Genomic DNA, 15,784 nt, shown 5'->3' on the forward strand with positions numbered 1-15,784 from the left:
ACTTTCTATTTAGTTGAATTCTGTTCGGCTTCTTCTTCTTCTCTGATGCGGTCTTCTTCCTGCTTTATGCGTTCTGCTTCATCTTCCTGGCGGCGCTGCGCTTCCCGTGCCCGTTCCTGCTCAAAGCTTCGGAAAAGGTCAGAAAAGTTGTTATAGTCACGTTGGTAGATAAGGGAAACACCGGTTGCCCGAATGTCGCCACCTTCCAACACGCCCTCGTACTGGTTGCGCTGAAAGCCCCGGACGCGTAAACGGCCATCTTCAGTAATAGAATACTCTACAGAAATATCCCCGCCAAAACCGCTCATGGTTTGGTTGTCCTGTCTCTGGCCCTCCAGACCAATATCACTGCCTACACGGACTGTGAGGCGGTCATCGAGGAACTGCTGGCGCAGCGCTACATTCAGGTCTGTACGGCCCTGGGCTGAGCCGGAGGAGTAGTCTTCGTAGGAGTTTACACCAAGTTCAAGCCCCAGGCCACCGGCATACTGGTCTGTTAGCTGGTTTAGCTGGTCTGTCATCACACCGCTTAAGCTGCCTCTGGCAGATGCCGCCAGGCCTCCTCCTGAGCTTTCTAATGGGTCCGGGGCCAGGAATCTACCTAAAACCAGCAGCGCGAAAACCTGCTTGTTCAGCTCTGACTCGTCCTGACGCAGGCTCTCCAGGCTGCTTACTACTTCTGTACCTGCCCGGCCCCGCTGGTCTTCCGGTAGCTGAATGTCAAAACTTAATTCTGGCGTCATAATCTCTCCCTCCACATTTACAAAGACCTGGAAAGGAAGCTGGTTGCGCAGGGCAGGATCATCGGCTACTGTCTGTGAGGCTACCAGTTCCCGTGGCGCTGTGCGGACATTGTAAATAGCGGTTATCTGCATGTTGGCCTGCATAGGGTCTCCTGTCCAGGCGATGTAACTGCCTTCTGCTATATCCAGCTCCCTAGAGGCCAGGTCGTAAAAGTCCATGCTGTACTGGCCATCGGTGATGGTATAGCGCCCTGTCATGTTTATTTGCCCGCTTGGTGCGATAGCCACATACAAGGGGTCTGCGGTGCCTCTCACTGTCAGGTTATCACCTGTTGTAGGGTCTATCACAATCGTGATAGTAGATGCATCTGTCACGCTTATCTGAGTTTCAATATCCGCCCCGACAAAGCCTGTGACCGCTGCCGTATCTTCCTCGGCCCCTTCTTCTCCTACAATGGCGGTCAGGGATTCATTTAAACTGACAAACTCTACTATGCCTTCTCTTTCCGCTGCGCCGGCTTCATCAGCGGGCACTACGGCTGTGAAGTCTGATTCGTCCAGCACGTTTACATCCACCCTTAGCACCGGCTCAGCCAGGTCGCCGCCAACTGTCGCATCCGCTGCAATCCAGACGGTGCCATAGAAGAGGTCGTTGTCTGCTGCAGTAGAGTTCAGTGCCAGAAAGCGGTCTGTGTTGGCGGTAAGGTCGAACTGGTAATCCGCATAATCCTGCGTCAGCACATTGCCGTTCACCGTTAAGTCGTTGCCCAGGGAATCTGTGAGTGTAAAGTCAGGGAAGTTGATGCCTTGCTCGTTAAATACCAGCCGTTCGTCCTGCAGTTGGTAAAGCGAGCCCAGCATGGTGATAGTAAACTGCGCCTGGTCAAAATTAAGCTGGCCAATGATATCAGGATCATCCAGGGTGCCGGATATACTCAGGTTACCGTTCGCCCGGCCACCCATGTTTTCCACCATACCCGCCGTAAAGCCCTCCAATGAGGCCATATTTAGGCTGGCGATGTTGGCATCCAGGTTGAGCAGCGTGGCGTTTGGCTGGGTTTCTACAAAGCCGTCTACTATCACCTGGTTCCCGTTGTCTGTTAGCTGCGCGTTAATATTAAAGCGGTCGTCGCCTGTGCTGCTGGCATCCAGGGCTATGTCGCCCACAGAAGTGCCCTCAAACATCAGGTCTGTTACAGTCAGGTCTGATGTAAAGCTCAGTGTGCCAGACATGATATCTTCCAAGGTGGCTTCGCCGTTAATAGTTCCGGCAATCAGGCTGTCCTGCGGGTCCTGAAAGGTGCCCATAATATAGCCGATGTCAACATTCTCAAAGCCTACATTAAGCGGTGCTCCAGGGCCGACAGGGCCTGTGCTGTTAAGGGCGATAGCCTGGTTGTTATGCTGCAGTACTATGTTATTGGCATAAAGCAGGTCAGTGCCAAACTGCAGGTAATTATCCTGTGGTACATCCCAGTCATCACCATTAATGACCAGTTGGTCCGGGTTAAAAGCGAATCGGTAGCCTTGCCCCTCGCTGTCGAGCGCGCCTCCGATAACGAAGCGTTCCTGCTCTGTTGTGTCACCGGCTATAGCCAGCCGTACAGTCAGCGCATCATCCTGAGCGGCACCTTCCAGTGTTATGTTTTCCATTTGTAGCGAAGGTGATATTAAACGCTGCAACTCGAGGTTATAACTTAGCGCATCCTGGTCTCCGCGCATTTGCAGGTCCAGGTCACGTAAGGTATAGTCGGTGTACACGATAGAATTTATATGCCCATCCACTGCCAGTTCCTGCGCCTGGGCATCATAAGCCCCTGTAATCACGGTGTCTATTTGCAGCTGCGTTAGCCCTGGAACAAAGGCGGTGATAAGGTTTGTCCGTTTGATGTCCAGTGTGAACCTGAAGTCCTCTAGATTGGTGTCTGCAGGGTAAGGAGGGTCTGGCTGCAAATCGAAGTAGTTCGAAAAGTACTTCTGCAGTGCCGTAGGCAAGGTTGCCAGTGAATTCTCGAAGTGTAATTCTGCGTCTGCTATGTCTGATTTTAGCTCCAGCTCCTCAATTTCTCCGGTCTGCTCCAGCCTGAGTTGCAGGGTGTCTATAGGGTAATCAGTCCCATCGTACTGCACCAGTAGTTCTTCTCCCTCTAAAGTACCGCTAATGGTGTTAATGTCAGCTCCTGTAAACTCGCCTTGCAGCTGGCCTTGTACAGCCAGTGGCTCTTCGTATAGGTTCAGGGCCTGCAGGTCTGCTTCACGCAAGTCAAGGTTAAAGGCATAAACCGCGTTTGCTGTGTCGCGCAGGTTAAAGTTGCCGGCCAGGTTAAAATCCAGGTTCTCATCCGTTGCCGCTGCCTGTACTTCATATACATTGCGGTTGATGTTGGCATTAATATCAACATCGTTATAGGTATAGCCATTGTAATCAAAGCGCTGTACATCGGCCTCTACTGTGGCTTGCATTGTTTCCGGATCAAGTCCGTTGCCACTGGCCCTGGCCTCCAGCGCTACCTGCCCCAGCCCCAGGCTGTCAGTCATCAGCTGGCCCAGGTCGAAGCCCCCGGAGCGGACAGTGGCGGTAAAGTTCTCATTGGCATCCATGTCTACGACGGCAGTCACGTTGCCGTATGAGGTCTGGACATCAGCATTGGCATCAAAAGCAGTCAGCGTGCCTGTGTAATTCCCCGTCATGCTAACCTGTGCCGGAATCCGGAAGTCAGGGGGTAAGGTGCCAGGCGGTGACAGTGCCTGTATGTCGGTGCGGGTGGTGGCAAAGCGGTTTATGTTCAGGTCCATGTACAGGTTATCCGGATCCATGGCGTTGCGTACCGTGCCACTAATATCCACATTGGTCCCCTGCAGGCCAACCAGTTGCAGCTCCTGTATCTGTAGGTTGTCCATCTGGCCTTCGGCCTGTGCCGTTACCTGGATAGTGGAGTTGGCTATGCTTCTGAATGAAGGGTCTGCTGTCAGGTCTGGTGCAAAGTACTGCACATCCTGCATGCCAATGTAACTGTTGTTGATGTCGAGGTCCAGCGCTACCTGCTCCGGGTTTTCCGTGATAGCATCCAGTGAGGGGTAGGTCATGGCCATGCCATTTTGCAGATGGCTGTTACCTGTGCGCAGGTCGAGGTTCTGTAAGCTGGTGGTGGTAGAATCGAAGACAATGTCAGCCTGGAAATTCTCTACCCTAAAGCCACTTTGCTCCTGGAGTGTCAGTTGGTTTAAATCTAAACGGGTGCGGTTCAGGCTGTACATGACATCCTCCGCATCTATTTTTATATCTGTAAAGTGGAGGTGGTCGTAGTCCATGCCGCGTGGCTGCTCGGGCGCGTTAAAATTGTCGAACTTAACATTAAGGTCTTCAATGTCGAGTTCACCCAGCGTCATAACCCAGCTCATAGGCTCTGCATTTGCCTCATCCACCGATCTGTCCAGTTCCCGCGCCGTCCTGGCCGGGTTCACTGCCAGCGAGTCGGTAGACTTATACTTTTCCTGGGCATACACCACCGAGGTATTATGCAGCATAAAGCTCTCCAGTTCAACCCGGGCGTCTTTCAGGTTAATGTTATCTGACACTACCTCCGACTCTCCCAGCCTGAGTTCAATGCGTTGTTCGGCCACCCTGCTCAGGTATGTTAAGGCGATATTCTCCAGCTCGACCCTGTTCAGGCCAAAGTCCATTTCCAGTGGACCTGTTTCTGTGGTGTCTTCGGGTATTTTTGTCTGTTCGTAGGTAAAGGCGGTGTTTCGCAGCTCCACTTCATCCACCAGATATCTTTCGGCATCGAGGTCGAGTTCTTCCATCGTTGTTTCCAATTCCCCGATGCGGCCCTGAATAAAATTACCGCCTGCCTCGTCTCTGAACACCAGGTACACATTGTCGAGGATAACGGTGCCGAGATCAATCTGCATGGCAGCCGCAGTGGTGTCTTCAGGTTGTGCTGCTGCCTGCGCTGCAGTAGTATCGGTGGCGAAAGCCTCCGTGATAAAATCGAAATTGGTAGTGCTGTCTTCGCGGATATGTATTTTAGCTGTGGCATTCTGTAGGTTCACCTCGCCGATATTCAGCTCGCCTGATAGCAGCGAGAAAATACGCATGTCCACGCCCAGCCTTTCGCTGTACCACAGTGTGTCCTGTTGCTGGTCCTCTACATACACCTCCGTCAGCACCAGCGTATTACGCCAGTCGGTGGTGAAGCCACCAATTTCCACGCGGGTGTCGAGGGTGTCAGCGAGATAGTTGGCACCTTTGTCAGCAACCCAGTTCTGTACCTGCGGAAACTGCAGCGCAATAACAATAAGAATGAGAAGTCCTACAACAAAGGCGAGAGGCCAGAGTATGATCTTCAGGATGATACGTCCGATATGTTTGGCAGAAGCGATAGCAGTGTCATGTTGGTTAGTGCTCTGCTTTTACGGAATTATATCAATATGGATAGATTTAAAGGAGTATTTGAAAATAAATCCTTTATGAACAAGGATTTATGTTATTATTCAGAACTCACAAAAGGAGGGGAATTATTTTATACTCCTGGGCGCGCTGGCCACAGAAGTATAAAACAGTAAGATGCAGTGAGCTTTGGGAAAAGCTATACAGAAAGGATGTTCACCATGTTGATAAACTCCGGATTGATGGGCTTATCTTTTGTAATGGTGTCGATGAATGGGGTATAAGTCAGCTTGCCGTCAATGATGCCGGCCATCTCGTTCTGGCGTCCGGATATCAGGCCTTCCACACAGGCAATGCCCAGCTGGCTAGCCAGCATGCGGTCGGCGGCGGTAGGGGATCCCCCACGCTGCACGTGGCCCAATATAGTTACGCGGGCATCCATATGCGGCAGTGCCTCCTGTACCTTGTTGGCCACTTCAGTGGCGCTGCCTTCTGCGTCTCCCTCGGCTACTATTACAATGAAGGATGTTTTAGAGCGGCTCCAGCCGGTACGCAGGGTGTCCACCACATAATCTATGCTGGTGTCTGTCTCCGGGATCATCACAATCTCGGCACCGCCACCTATGGCACATGGTATGGCAATGTAGCCTGAGTCGCGGCCCATCACTTCTATAAAGAACACGCGGTCGTGGCTGTCAGCGGTATCCCTGATTTTGTCAATGGCATCTAAGGCTGTGTTCACAGCGGTATCGTAGCCTATGGTATAGTCTGTGCCGTACAGGTCGTTGTCTATGGTGCCGGGGGCACCTATGGTTGGCAAGCCGTATTCCTCAAAAAAGATGTTGGCTCCCGTAAAGGTACCGTCTCCGCCAATTGCTACGAGCCCTTCGATGCCTAATTTCTGGAGCTGCTCATATGCTGTTTTACGACCTTCTTTGGTCATGAAATCCTTACTGCGGGCAGATCGTAGGATCGTGCCTCCCTTTTGAATAATATTACTCACAGAGTAAGACTCTAATTTAGAGATCTCGCCCTTGATCATGCCATTATATCCGCGACGAATTCCGTATACTTCTATACCATGATATACAGCAGTTCTTACGATTGCTCTAATGCAGGCATTCATGCCAGGAGCATCACCGCCTGAAGTAAATACGCCAATTTTTTTCATGGAAGAGTGATGTGTTTAGTTTAAATATTTATCCTTGATTATCAAGTGAGTAATGTCTAAATTACGCTAAGTGAGGGGAGGCAATTTTCGTGTCGTTAGCTGTTTTCGCCTGTATTTTAAAAAAAGGCACAAAAGCACGACTAAAAATATAGAAAATCGTATGCATTATCGAAATACCTGGTCCTGAAACCTGAGGTGTTTTCTGCATGACATCCTTACACGGTGCGCGTAAGACTGCAAATTTAGCAGAAAGTAAAGTTTTAGCACAATAACAAAGCAATTAAATAATTATTAATTTAAAGGCAGTATATGTTCGGTTTTTTTGAGAGCGAAGAAACAAAGAGAGTAAAGAGCCATATCACTAACCTGAGTGCGTTGGCTAAGATTGATGGGCACCTGGATCCGACAGAAATGAACTTTATCGTTTCTATCGGTAAAAAGCATGGTATGAAAGCCGAAGAGGTACGCAACCTTGTTTCGAACGCTGCCAGTGTGGAGGCACAGTTCCCTGAAAATGACTCTGAACGTTTCGACCAGATTTACGACCTGGTGGAGATGATGCTGGCTGACGGCATTGTGGATGAAAGTGAAATGGACTTCTGCATTAACATGGCTGGCAGACTGGGGTTCAAGAAAACGATTGTGGGGGTGCTGGTACGTAAGATATCAATGGGAGTGAAGGATGGCCTGGGGCGTGATAACATCAAACGTGATGCACAGTCTTTTCTCAACTACTAAACATGCTTATTTGAAATTTGCCTGTTAGGTGCAGGTCTAATTAAAGTGCCCGCTGCTTTCCGGCATCAGGCGCGTTCCGCCATAATTCCGCCATAATAAAGAGAGGCTGAGTATATACTCAGCCTCTCTTTATTATAAGGACGGTACAGGCTGCAGTTACTCTTCGATTGTATATTCCTCAAATTCTCCATCCTGAAACAGGTAAACGCTAGTGTCTCCTGTAACGCCTACCGCTATAGCGTCGTAGGGAGCTTCTATGTCTTCGTTTGTTGCATCGTTATGCAGTTCTTCGCCCTGGTCAATATTATACAGGTAGTAGAGGCTCTTGAATGTGCCCCGATCATTAAATAAGATATCCCGTTTCAGTTCGTAAAGTTCATAATTCTCTTCATCTTCCTGTATGGCCGCTACAATCACAACATTGTTCCCCTGCCTTAGCTGTAAGGCTAAGTCCTGGTAAGTATCGCCATTAAAGTCGCCGCGCACAATCATCGGGCCCTGCGTATAATTCTCTGCCTGTGCAGAAGCTTCTTCTGCCAGGGTAGGCTTCTCCCAACCTTCATACTGTTCTGTGAGTAGCTGCATCACGGGCTGGGGCATGGGCAAAGTAGGGTCCGTTTCGTTTTCGTCTGTTTGCACAGCGTCTTTTCTTGTGCTGGTGATAGTGTCGAGCGCCTCCGGAATGGGAGCTACCTTCACATGCTCTTCCTGCACTTCTTCATTTTCTGGTGAGCAGGCAAGAGCAGCCAGCGATAAAGCCAATAGGTACAGCGTCTTTTTCATAGTCCAATGTTAATCACATGTATGTATGCTTACTGTTGCAGGCCCAATGCTGTTACATTGGCCAGAAAACCGGGACCAGCAAAAGGATAACGACCACCAGCAGCAGCGTAAGCGGCGAACCAATGCGAATAAAGTCCCAGAACCGGTATTTACCGGGGCTGTAGACTAAGATACAGGCCGGTTCGAAAGGCGTAACCAGCGACACGGAAGCTGCCAGCATAATGGCGATGGCAAAGGCCCTGGGATCTGCTCCCATCTCTACAGCAGCCCGCAAGGCAACCGGCACAACCACCAGCGCCGCCGCCGCATTCGACATGGGTTGCGTGAGCAGCACGGTCAGTAGGACGAACCCTGACAGCACGGCCATTTTGCCCAGCGGCCCCAACAACCCTACGATGCCCTCTGCCAGGAAATCGGCTGCGCCCGAATTCTCCATGGCTGTACCAAAGGCTGTCATACCGCCAATCAGGATAAGCAAGCGAAAGTCAATGGCGGCGTAGGCTTTTTCTGTACTGATACAGCGGAAGAGAATGCTGCAGATGGCTGCCAGCAGAAAGGCGATAGAAAGCGGAAGGATCTGAAGAGTGCCCAGTAGTATAGCTACGGCGAAGCAGGAAATAGCGATAATGCCTTTTCGTTTCCTGAACAGAACAGCCTCGAACTCACCGAGCAAGGCCACATTGTTGGAGGTGCGCAGTTGCTTCAGTCGTTCGGAGGAGCCTTGTACCAGCAACAGGTCGCCGAGCTGCAGCTGAATACTGCCGATCTTGGTGCGCAGCGTTTCGCCGTGGCGTGAGACAGCTATCACTACCAGGCCATAGCGCTGCAGGAAATTAACTTCTTTTACGGTATTCCCGATGAGGTTCGACTGGCGGACCACCAGCAGCTCCGCCAGCCGGATGGCTTCTGTCTGCAGGTCTTCCGCCAGAATAACATCCGCCATAATTTTGATCCCTTTGGTTTCCTTCACCTTTATCAGGTTATCGAGATCTCCTTCTACTAATAGTATATCGCTTTCCTGTATGCGTGTGCGGAAGTCAGGGAGAAAGTTATCTTTGCCCCGGATGATGTTCAGAATCCGGAAGTTCAGGGAGGTGAGGTCGGAGGCAAACACCAACTGGCCAACTAAGGGCGAATCGGGCAGCACCACAATTTCAGACAGGTACTTCTGGAGCTTGTACTCCTCCGTTAGTTCCTGATCGCCCCTGTCGGGCAGCATGCGTTGCCCGATTGTCATCATGTAGATCATACCCACTATAAAAATAGCAAAGCCGATCCCGGATATTTCAAAAAGCCCGATGGGAGGGAGCCCGGTCTTCGCAATGTAGCCGCTCACGGCCACATTGGTAGAGGTGCCAATGAGTGTGCAGGTGCCTCCCAGGATGGCGGCAAATGCCAGGGGCATCAGTAACTTGGACGTGCTCAGGTTAATGCGCCTCGACATGCCTACAAGAGGTGTTACAAACATGGCTGTAACAGTGGTATTGTTCATGAAGGCGGAAACGACACCGGTTACCACCATCACAATCAGCAGCATCAGGTTAGTGCTTTTGTGGGCGAGGCGTACGAGCCTCACCACGGCAAAGTCAAGAATACCTGTCTCCTGTAAGGCGGCACTGAGTATAAAGATAGAGGCAATGATGATGATGAAGTCGCTGCTTAAGCCTGCAAACGCCTCTTCCGGGGTAATGATGCGGGCACTCGCCAGAATGATGAGCATGATCAGCGTCACGATCTCAATGGAGAGTTTTTCAGTAGCAAAGAGCACTACTGCAATGGCCAGTAGTGTTAGCACAAGGGCTATTTCCATAAAATCCTGATTGAGCAAACCTTTGGCTTAAGGTGTGGCTTCGGCTTTTACGTGCAAGTGCTACCGGAGGTGGTGATTTGGGCTGAAAATTTGACGATTGACAGCTATCATACTGTCAGTGGACTATATAGCAGGTAGGGAAGCGCTGTGCCGCTTATCACCTTTGCTACTCAAAATGCTGTGAAGCCAGTTCTCGCATCAAGACGGCTGGCTTGACCACTAAGCTCCTACAGCCTCATCAATTGAACGCAGGATTACCTCACATGCTTCTCTTATCTGCTCCTCGGAGATAACGAGGGGAGGTGCAATGCGCATGGAGTTGTCGCAGAAAAGGAACCAGTCGGTGAGCACACCATTGAGGATAGCACGGTCAATCACTGCCTTTAACACTTCGAAAGACTCGAACTCTGCCGCCATCAATAAACCGCAATTACGGATTTCTTTGATGCGGGGGTGCACCAGCAATTGCCGGAACAGCTCTGCCTTTTGCTGCACGTCTGTTGTTAGTTTTTCTTCCTGTATCACCTGCAGCGTGGCCAGCGATGCTGCGCAGCTGACCGGGTGGCCCCCAAAGGTAGTGCAGTGGCCCAGAATAGGATCCGTTTTAAAGGCAGCCATGATTTCCTGAGGTGCTATGAAAGCACCAATTGGCATGCCGCCGCCCATTCCTTTGGCGCAAACCAAAATATCCGGCTCAATGCCGAATTGTTCGAAGCCCCAGAAAGTGCCGGTGCGGCCAAAGCCACACTGTATCTCATCCAGTATCAGTAAGGTGCCGGTTTGGTTACAGCGCTCCCGCAGGCGCTGCAGGTAATCGTTCTCGGGCACGCGCACACCGGCTTCGCCCTGCACCGTTTCGATGAGCACTGCGGCCGTGCGTTCTGTAATTTGCTCCAGGTCTTCGATGGCGTTATAGCGGATATGGCGTACATCGGGTAGCAGGGGCCGGAAGGCATTCTTGAAGCTTTCACTGCCATTCATGGAAAGTGCTCCCTGCGTGGAGCCGTGGTAGGCGTTGTAGCAGGATATGAGTTCGGTGCGGCCGGTATAGCGTTTCGCCAGTTTAAGGGCTCCTTCTACTGCCTCTGTTCCGGAGTTAAGGAAATAAGTGTTGTTGAGTTGCTTCGGCAGTGTGGTGTGGAGGGCGTGTGCCAGCTGTGCCTGCGGTGCCTGCACAAACTCACCGTACACCATCAGGTGCATGTATTTGTCCAGTTGGTCGTGTATGGCCTGCAGCACACGCGGGTGGCGGTGCCCCACGTTGCTCACGCCGATACCAGAAATCAGGTCGAGGTAACGCTGGCCTTCCTGGCCGTACATGTACACTCCCTCTGCCTTCTCTATCTCAATCATCAACGGGAAATCCGAAGTCTGTGCTACGTGCTGTAGAAACAATTGCCTCTGTGAAATCATACAGCAAAGGTAATAATAATGGCCGAAAGAGACAGAAACCTGTTTTGCTTCTGTTTCTCCCGGCCATGCCAGACGTTGTTTGCTCGCGCTTACCGCTTGTAGTTCCTGTACCAGGAAGTCAGTTGCTCTACTTTCTCCGGGTGCTCCTGAAGCCAGCTTAGGGACGCCGTGCTTTTGCTTTGGCTGATGTAGTAGCTGAATGCCTCTACATTTTTATCCAGTGCCATCTCATGGAAGAACTCCACATAGTAGCTCCACCAGAAGTCGTCCTTCTCTTCCCTTAGCTCCCCCAGTACCTTAAAGAAAGACGCTGTGTTTTCATAAAACAGTTCCCCGGGCGTTTTACCTTCCCGCGCTTCTATGGAGTTAGAGGCCTGCGACATCGAGACCATCAGTTCGGCTGCTGAAAACGGGTTGTCGTCCAGTTTATCTGCGCTAACGGTAATGTTGATGGCATTCCCATTGCCCGTCGAAACACCCTCCTGTTGCATTTGCTGCAGAAGCTCATATGCAGCCGGGGCTCTTTCTGAGGTTGGTTCCAGCAGCAGGAAGTTGTAAAGTGCCAGCAGGCTTTGTACCCGCTGCTTCTGCGCCTGTTTAATGTAAGCCAGCAACAAATGGCTGCTGCCGTGCCCCTGGTTCAGTCGGAGGGCCCTCGTCAGGCTTTGCTCCGCCTCCTTGTAATTCTTCTGGTTGTAATGCGTGAGGCCAAGGTTGTAATAAGCCAGGTGATGCCTGGGAGCAAGTTTAATGGCTCTGTTGTATTCTTTTATAGCTTTATCCTGCTTACCTGACACATCAAGTGCACTGCCTTTGTTCACGTGGGCCTGCGCTCTTAATTCAGGTTCTGCTACTCGGTGTTTTATAACCGCGTTGCTGTAAGCGATGGCATTGGGCATGTCCTTTAAAGCAAAATAAGTAAGCGCCAGTTCATAGTTTGCCTCCGGGTTTTTTGCATCTAATTTCAGCGCCTCTTTATACTGCGCTATGGCTGCTTCGTAATTGCCTTTTTCATACAAACGAATGCCTTCTTCAATGATGTCTACAACGTCAGTTGAGGATTGTGCCTGACTTGTGACAGCTATAGCGAAACAGAACAGGAGGGAACACAAGAGCTTTTTCATATAGGAATTTAGTTTGAGAGTTTAGTAAACCGTTCTCACTAGAAATATATTTAAACAAATATATTGATTCCTATATTTAATTTAACAGCTTTAAGTGAAATAAATTTTTGAAATAGTTATGATGTGGGGCAAAATTTGTATTTGGTCTTTAGTCGAATCTAATTTTGATAAATGGCTTATCAACTAAAACAGAGAATAGTACATTGATTCAGGTCCTGAAATTATAGACGCTTGTCTACAGGAAGAGACTAGAGGAAGCAGAAGAAACACCTTAAATAAAAGGTATTACCGTACCATTGCACTCATACCTCCATCTACAATTAAGGTATGGCCGGTAACATAACTGGAACTTTCGGAGCAAAGCCAGGCAATGGCGGCAGCGGCTTCAGAAGGTGCTGCAATGCGTTTTTGGGGTATAAAAGAAAGGTACATTTGCTTTATCTGCTCCAGTTTCTGCGGGTCGTTTCCGGCCTGGCCTTCCATTACCCCTTGCAGCATAGGCGTCTGGTGCGCTCCCGGTGCCAGCACATTTACCCGGATGTTAGCCATGGCTAACTCTTGTGCCGCAGATTTAGTCAAAGCGATAACGCCCGCTTTTGCAGCAGAATATAGCGCTCCGCCTGGCGCGCCTCCCAGGCCGTTGATGCTGGACACATTGACAATGGCGCCGCCCGATGGCTGCTGCGCCAGCATTATCCTGATTTCCTGCTGCATGCAAAGCCATACCCCCTGCAGGTTGGCACTCATCGCCATTGAAAACTCGTCGGGTTCAAATTCATGCAGCAGCTTGCCTACTCCTGTTTCGTTTGCCGCATTGTTTACAGCCATATCTAACCTGCCATATTCGGCCTTTATTTTCTGGAAAAGAGCCAGGATTGATTCTGGTTCGCTGTTGTCGGTTTGAATGAAGCGCGGCTCCTTAACGAAAGCCCCTAAAGATGAAATGGCGGCCTCGCCTTTTGCAGCATCTCTGCCTGTGATGATCACTTTCGCATTTGCTTCTGCAAAAAGCTGTGCTGTCGCTAGACCAATGCCGGAGGAGCCACCCGTAATCAGTACGGTTTTACCGCTGAAATCATACTTTACCTGTTCCATGGACTTATGCTTTGATTTAGGTGTATACTACATTTCAATCAATTTGTATGCATCAGTTTGGGTGCACGGGCTGTCAAATCTGGGAGAGACTGACAGTATACAGGCTAGCTATGCCGGGAGCAGATCCCGGAACCAGAAGGCGTTGTCAAAAACGGGATTTTCTTCCTGCTTAAAACACTCGTCGTCGGGGGCAGCAGCTGGAGCGTAGGTTTTGCGCACAGTTTCACCTAGTATGTAGGGAATAGGTTGATGGAAGATTGGCCCGTCAAAAACAAAGGTGTGAAATTCGCCGTTCTCGCCGGCAGGGTCTACATTGGCCGGTAAATCCTGCAGAAAGGTATCATCCAGAAGCCTGCCTGCAAAGGAAGCATCGAGCAGGCGCTCGTTCACACAAACCACTACGGCTTTAAAACCCAACTGTAGAAACTCCTGTACCAGTTCTTTCGTGGGTCTGTTCCATAGCGGGAAGACAGCCTGAAGATTCACCTTTTCCAGTTGCTTCTCTCTGTAAGCTCGCAGGTCTTCTAAGTTTATGTCCCCGAAAATAGCATGCGAGATGCCTTGCTGCTGTTGCTCCCGCATGCTGCTTTCCATTATATCATCGTAAGCGCTCATGCTGGCATGCTCCGGCAGAAAAATCTGCTGCAATGGCAGGCCTATGCTATGCGCCTGTTGCTGCAGTAACTCCTGCCGCACCCCGTGCATGCTCACGCGCTGGGTAGGGCCACTCAGGGTGGTAAGCAGTTTTTCTACTTTATACTTTTTGCCTTGCAGCTCATGGTGCAGGCACAGTGACGAATCTTTGCCGCCACTCCAGTTAAATATGCTTGGTATCAATTGACTATTTTGTTTGATGAACAATAACCTTTCCTATATGTAAGGCCGGTATAAAAATACAAATTTACACAAAACCGCCCTTGTTGCCTCTTATGATAAGCAGCTGCCGGGACGCAACAGCGGGTGGCGTAGTCCTTTACAGCCTTAAGTTGTTTGAAATTTGCATACGATTTTATAGTCCTAAAAAGCGAGCCAGGGCTGCAGTATATTATAAACCTTCTTGTGCAGGATTTAGCCTGCTTTTACCATCCTGTTAGGTTCTCTCGTAAAAAGAGCAGGAACCTATAGTTCCGGAATGATATGTTTCAATAAACAGAAGGAGGACAAGATGGCACAAGGAGATAAGTCTGCTTATACAGATAAGCAAAAGCGGAAAGCACAACATATAGAAGAAAGTTACGAGGAGAGAGGCGTCAGCCACGAAGAAGCTGAAAAGAGAGCCTGGGCCACCGTAAACAAGCAAGATGGCGGCGGTAATAAAAGCGGCTCCGGAAGAAAGAACAGCAAGAGCAAGTAGTTTACCAGATTAGAGTACAAAGAAACGGCCAGAAGAGATTACTTCTGGCCGTTCTGCTTTTTATGGATAATTATTAGTGTGCGCGGTCGGGTCGTCATAGTCTGGGTCCACGGTAGGAGGAAGCCCTGACGCTACGCGGTTATGGGGTAAAGGCCTGTCCTGCTTTAGATGGCTGTTTTGCTTGCTGCGCCTGTTAATGGCGGAGTAGGCAAACCCCGCCAGGGTGAGAGCACCTGCTATCGCCATTAATTTTGGCACTGAGCTGCCCACCTGTGGCGGCACTGATATCACGCCGCGCTCATCGGCTACAGCGGGCTCATGTACATAGCGCCCTTTGGTTGGCACCGCTATTACCCAAAAGTTCTTCACCAGGTTTTCTAATCCTCTGCTTAGTTCCTCGCCCCTCATAGGCATACCGTGGCCTGATGCAGCTATTTCTGGATTAAGGCTGGCCAGTGCATCCACAGAGCGATGGGCAGCGGCCCAGTCAGGGGTGAAATAAGCCGGAGGGCCATGCACTTCCCGCTTCTCCGTCATCACCGCTATCGCCGATTCAGCATCACGCGTCGTAAAAGCATCTCCTACAATCAAAACACGGTCTTCTTCCCGAAACAAGGACACATGACCCGGGGTGTGACCAGGGGTGTGAATCCAGTGCCAGCCCGTGAGGCCGGGCACAGCGCCATCCGGAGAAAGGAGCTCTACATGATTTGTGATGTTGATGGGTTTTTTTGGATAGGCAAAGGCCATGTATGCCATGCCGCCGCCGCCCACGCTGGAATCTGGTGGTGGATAGCTGGACCGCCCGGTCAGGTAAGGCAACTCCAGCGGATGGGCGTATACTGGCACATCCCATTCGTCTGCCAGCTCTTTCACGCCGCCTATGTGGTCAAAATGACCGTGGGTGAGCACGATAGCCTTTGGTCTGGCACCCTCGCCAAATAATTCTTCTGCCGCTTTTTTTATTTTGTGGGTACAGCCTGGCACACCAGCATCCACCAGCACCCAGGTGCCATCCGGTTCAGCGATAAAAAATAAATTAACGAAGATAGTTTTGAGGCCCCACACCTGGGGCGCTACCGCGAAAGTTTGCCTGTTTCCAGAAAAATAACTGCTCTTAGATGCCTCCATACGCAATGATAATTTAAGGTCGAAATATA

Annotated in this window: 11 protein-coding genes; 2 read left to right on the forward strand and 9 right to left on the reverse strand. The window is 50.4% G+C overall.

The genetic code is table 11. The features are described from left to right. Positions 1-5: 5 nt before the first annotated feature. Positions 6-5,129: a translocation/assembly module TamB domain-containing protein gene (locus tag DXT99_RS07680; protein WP_317048132.1), complete on the reverse strand. Its 5,124-nt coding sequence runs from the start codon at positions 5,127-5,129 to the stop codon at positions 6-8. Positions 5,130-5,335: 206 nt separating this feature from the next. Further along, positions 5,336-6,307: a 6-phosphofructokinase gene (gene pfkA / locus DXT99_RS07685; RefSeq protein WP_115564940.1), complete on the reverse strand. Its 972-nt coding sequence runs from the start codon at positions 6,305-6,307 to the stop codon at positions 5,336-5,338. 309 nt (positions 6,308-6,616) lie between these two features. Here pfkA and DXT99_RS07690 point away from each other — a divergent pair, with 309 nt between their 5' ends. Further along, entirely contained in the window at positions 6,617-7,045 is a 429-nt protein-coding gene (locus DXT99_RS07690; RefSeq protein ID WP_115564941.1) for a TerB family tellurite resistance protein, read from the forward strand. A 156-nt stretch (positions 7,046-7,201) separates the two neighbouring features. Here DXT99_RS07690 and DXT99_RS07695 read toward each other — a convergent pair whose 3' ends face one another. The 6 genes from DXT99_RS07695 to DXT99_RS07720 form a co-directional block, all read right to left on the reverse strand. After that, positions 7,202-7,828, reverse strand: a complete 627-nt coding sequence (locus tag DXT99_RS07695; RefSeq protein ID WP_115564942.1) for a hypothetical protein — start codon at positions 7,826-7,828, stop codon at positions 7,202-7,204. Positions 7,829-7,880: 52 nt separating this feature from the next. Next, complete coding sequence (locus DXT99_RS07700; protein WP_115564943.1) at positions 7,881-9,638, reverse strand: SLC13 family permease; 1,758 nt, start codon at positions 9,636-9,638, stop codon at positions 7,881-7,883. A 219-nt stretch (positions 9,639-9,857) separates the two neighbouring features. Then, positions 9,858-11,048, reverse strand: coding sequence for an aspartate aminotransferase family protein (locus DXT99_RS07705; RefSeq protein WP_115565038.1), 1,191 nt, complete (start codon positions 11,046-11,048; stop codon positions 9,858-9,860). A 92-nt stretch (positions 11,049-11,140) separates the two neighbouring features. Further along, entirely contained in the window at positions 11,141-12,175 is a 1,035-nt protein-coding gene (locus DXT99_RS07710; protein WP_115564944.1) for a tetratricopeptide repeat protein, read from the reverse strand. A gap of 285 nt (positions 12,176-12,460) precedes the next feature. Continuing rightward, a complete protein-coding gene (locus tag DXT99_RS07715) occupies positions 12,461-13,270 on the reverse strand; it encodes an SDR family NAD(P)-dependent oxidoreductase (protein ID WP_115564945.1) in 810 nt (269 codons plus the stop codon). A 108-nt stretch (positions 13,271-13,378) separates the two neighbouring features. Then, the gene (locus tag DXT99_RS07720; protein WP_115564946.1) at positions 13,379-14,107 is read right to left on the reverse strand and encodes a Dph6-related ATP pyrophosphatase; all 729 of its coding nucleotides are present in this window, start codon (positions 14,105-14,107) and stop codon (positions 13,379-13,381) included. Between the two features lie 328 nt (positions 14,108-14,435). On the opposite strand from DXT99_RS07720, the gene DXT99_RS07725 reads away from it, so the two are divergent. Continuing rightward, a complete protein-coding gene (locus DXT99_RS07725; protein WP_115565039.1) occupies positions 14,436-14,624 on the forward strand; it encodes a hypothetical protein in 189 nt (62 codons plus the stop codon). 60 nt (positions 14,625-14,684) lie between these two features. Here the strand turns inward: DXT99_RS07725 and DXT99_RS07730 are convergent, their stop codons facing one another. Beyond that, a complete protein-coding gene (locus DXT99_RS07730) occupies positions 14,685-15,755 on the reverse strand; it encodes an MBL fold metallo-hydrolase (RefSeq protein ID WP_115565040.1) in 1,071 nt (356 codons plus the stop codon). Positions 15,756-15,784: the final 29 nt, after the last annotated feature.

It is taken from the genome of Pontibacter diazotrophicus, from assembly GCF_003367245.1.
GTDB classification, from domain to species: Bacteria; Bacteroidota; Bacteroidia; order Cytophagales; family Hymenobacteraceae; genus Pontibacter; species Pontibacter diazotrophicus.

Bases quoted from the DNA above. Each gene is read 5' to 3' on its own strand.
- pfkA (WP_115564940.1), bottom strand. From the start codon at position 6,307: ATGAAAAAAATTGGCGTATTTACTTCAGGCGGTGATGCTCCTGGCATG.
- DXT99_RS07700 (WP_115564943.1), bottom strand. From the start codon at position 9,638: ATGGAAATAGCCCTTGTGCTAACACTACTGGCCATTGCAGTAGTGCTC.
- DXT99_RS07715 (WP_115564945.1), bottom strand. From the start codon at position 13,270: ATGGAACAGGTAAAGTATGATTTCAGCGGTAAAACCGTACTGATTACG.
- DXT99_RS07710 (WP_115564944.1), bottom strand. From the start codon at position 12,175: ATGAAAAAGCTCTTGTGTTCCCTCCTGTTCTGTTTCGCTATAGCTGTC.
- DXT99_RS07725 (WP_115565039.1), top strand. From the start codon at position 14,436: ATGGCACAAGGAGATAAGTCTGCTTATACAGATAAGCAAAAGCGGAAA.
- DXT99_RS07695 (WP_115564942.1), bottom strand. From the start codon at position 7,828: ATGAAAAAGACGCTGTACCTATTGGCTTTATCGCTGGCTGCTCTTGCC.
- DXT99_RS07730 (WP_115565040.1), bottom strand. From the start codon at position 15,755: ATGGAGGCATCTAAGAGCAGTTATTTTTCTGGAAACAGGCAAACTTTC.
- DXT99_RS07690 (WP_115564941.1), top strand. From the start codon at position 6,617: ATGTTCGGTTTTTTTGAGAGCGAAGAAACAAAGAGAGTAAAGAGCCAT.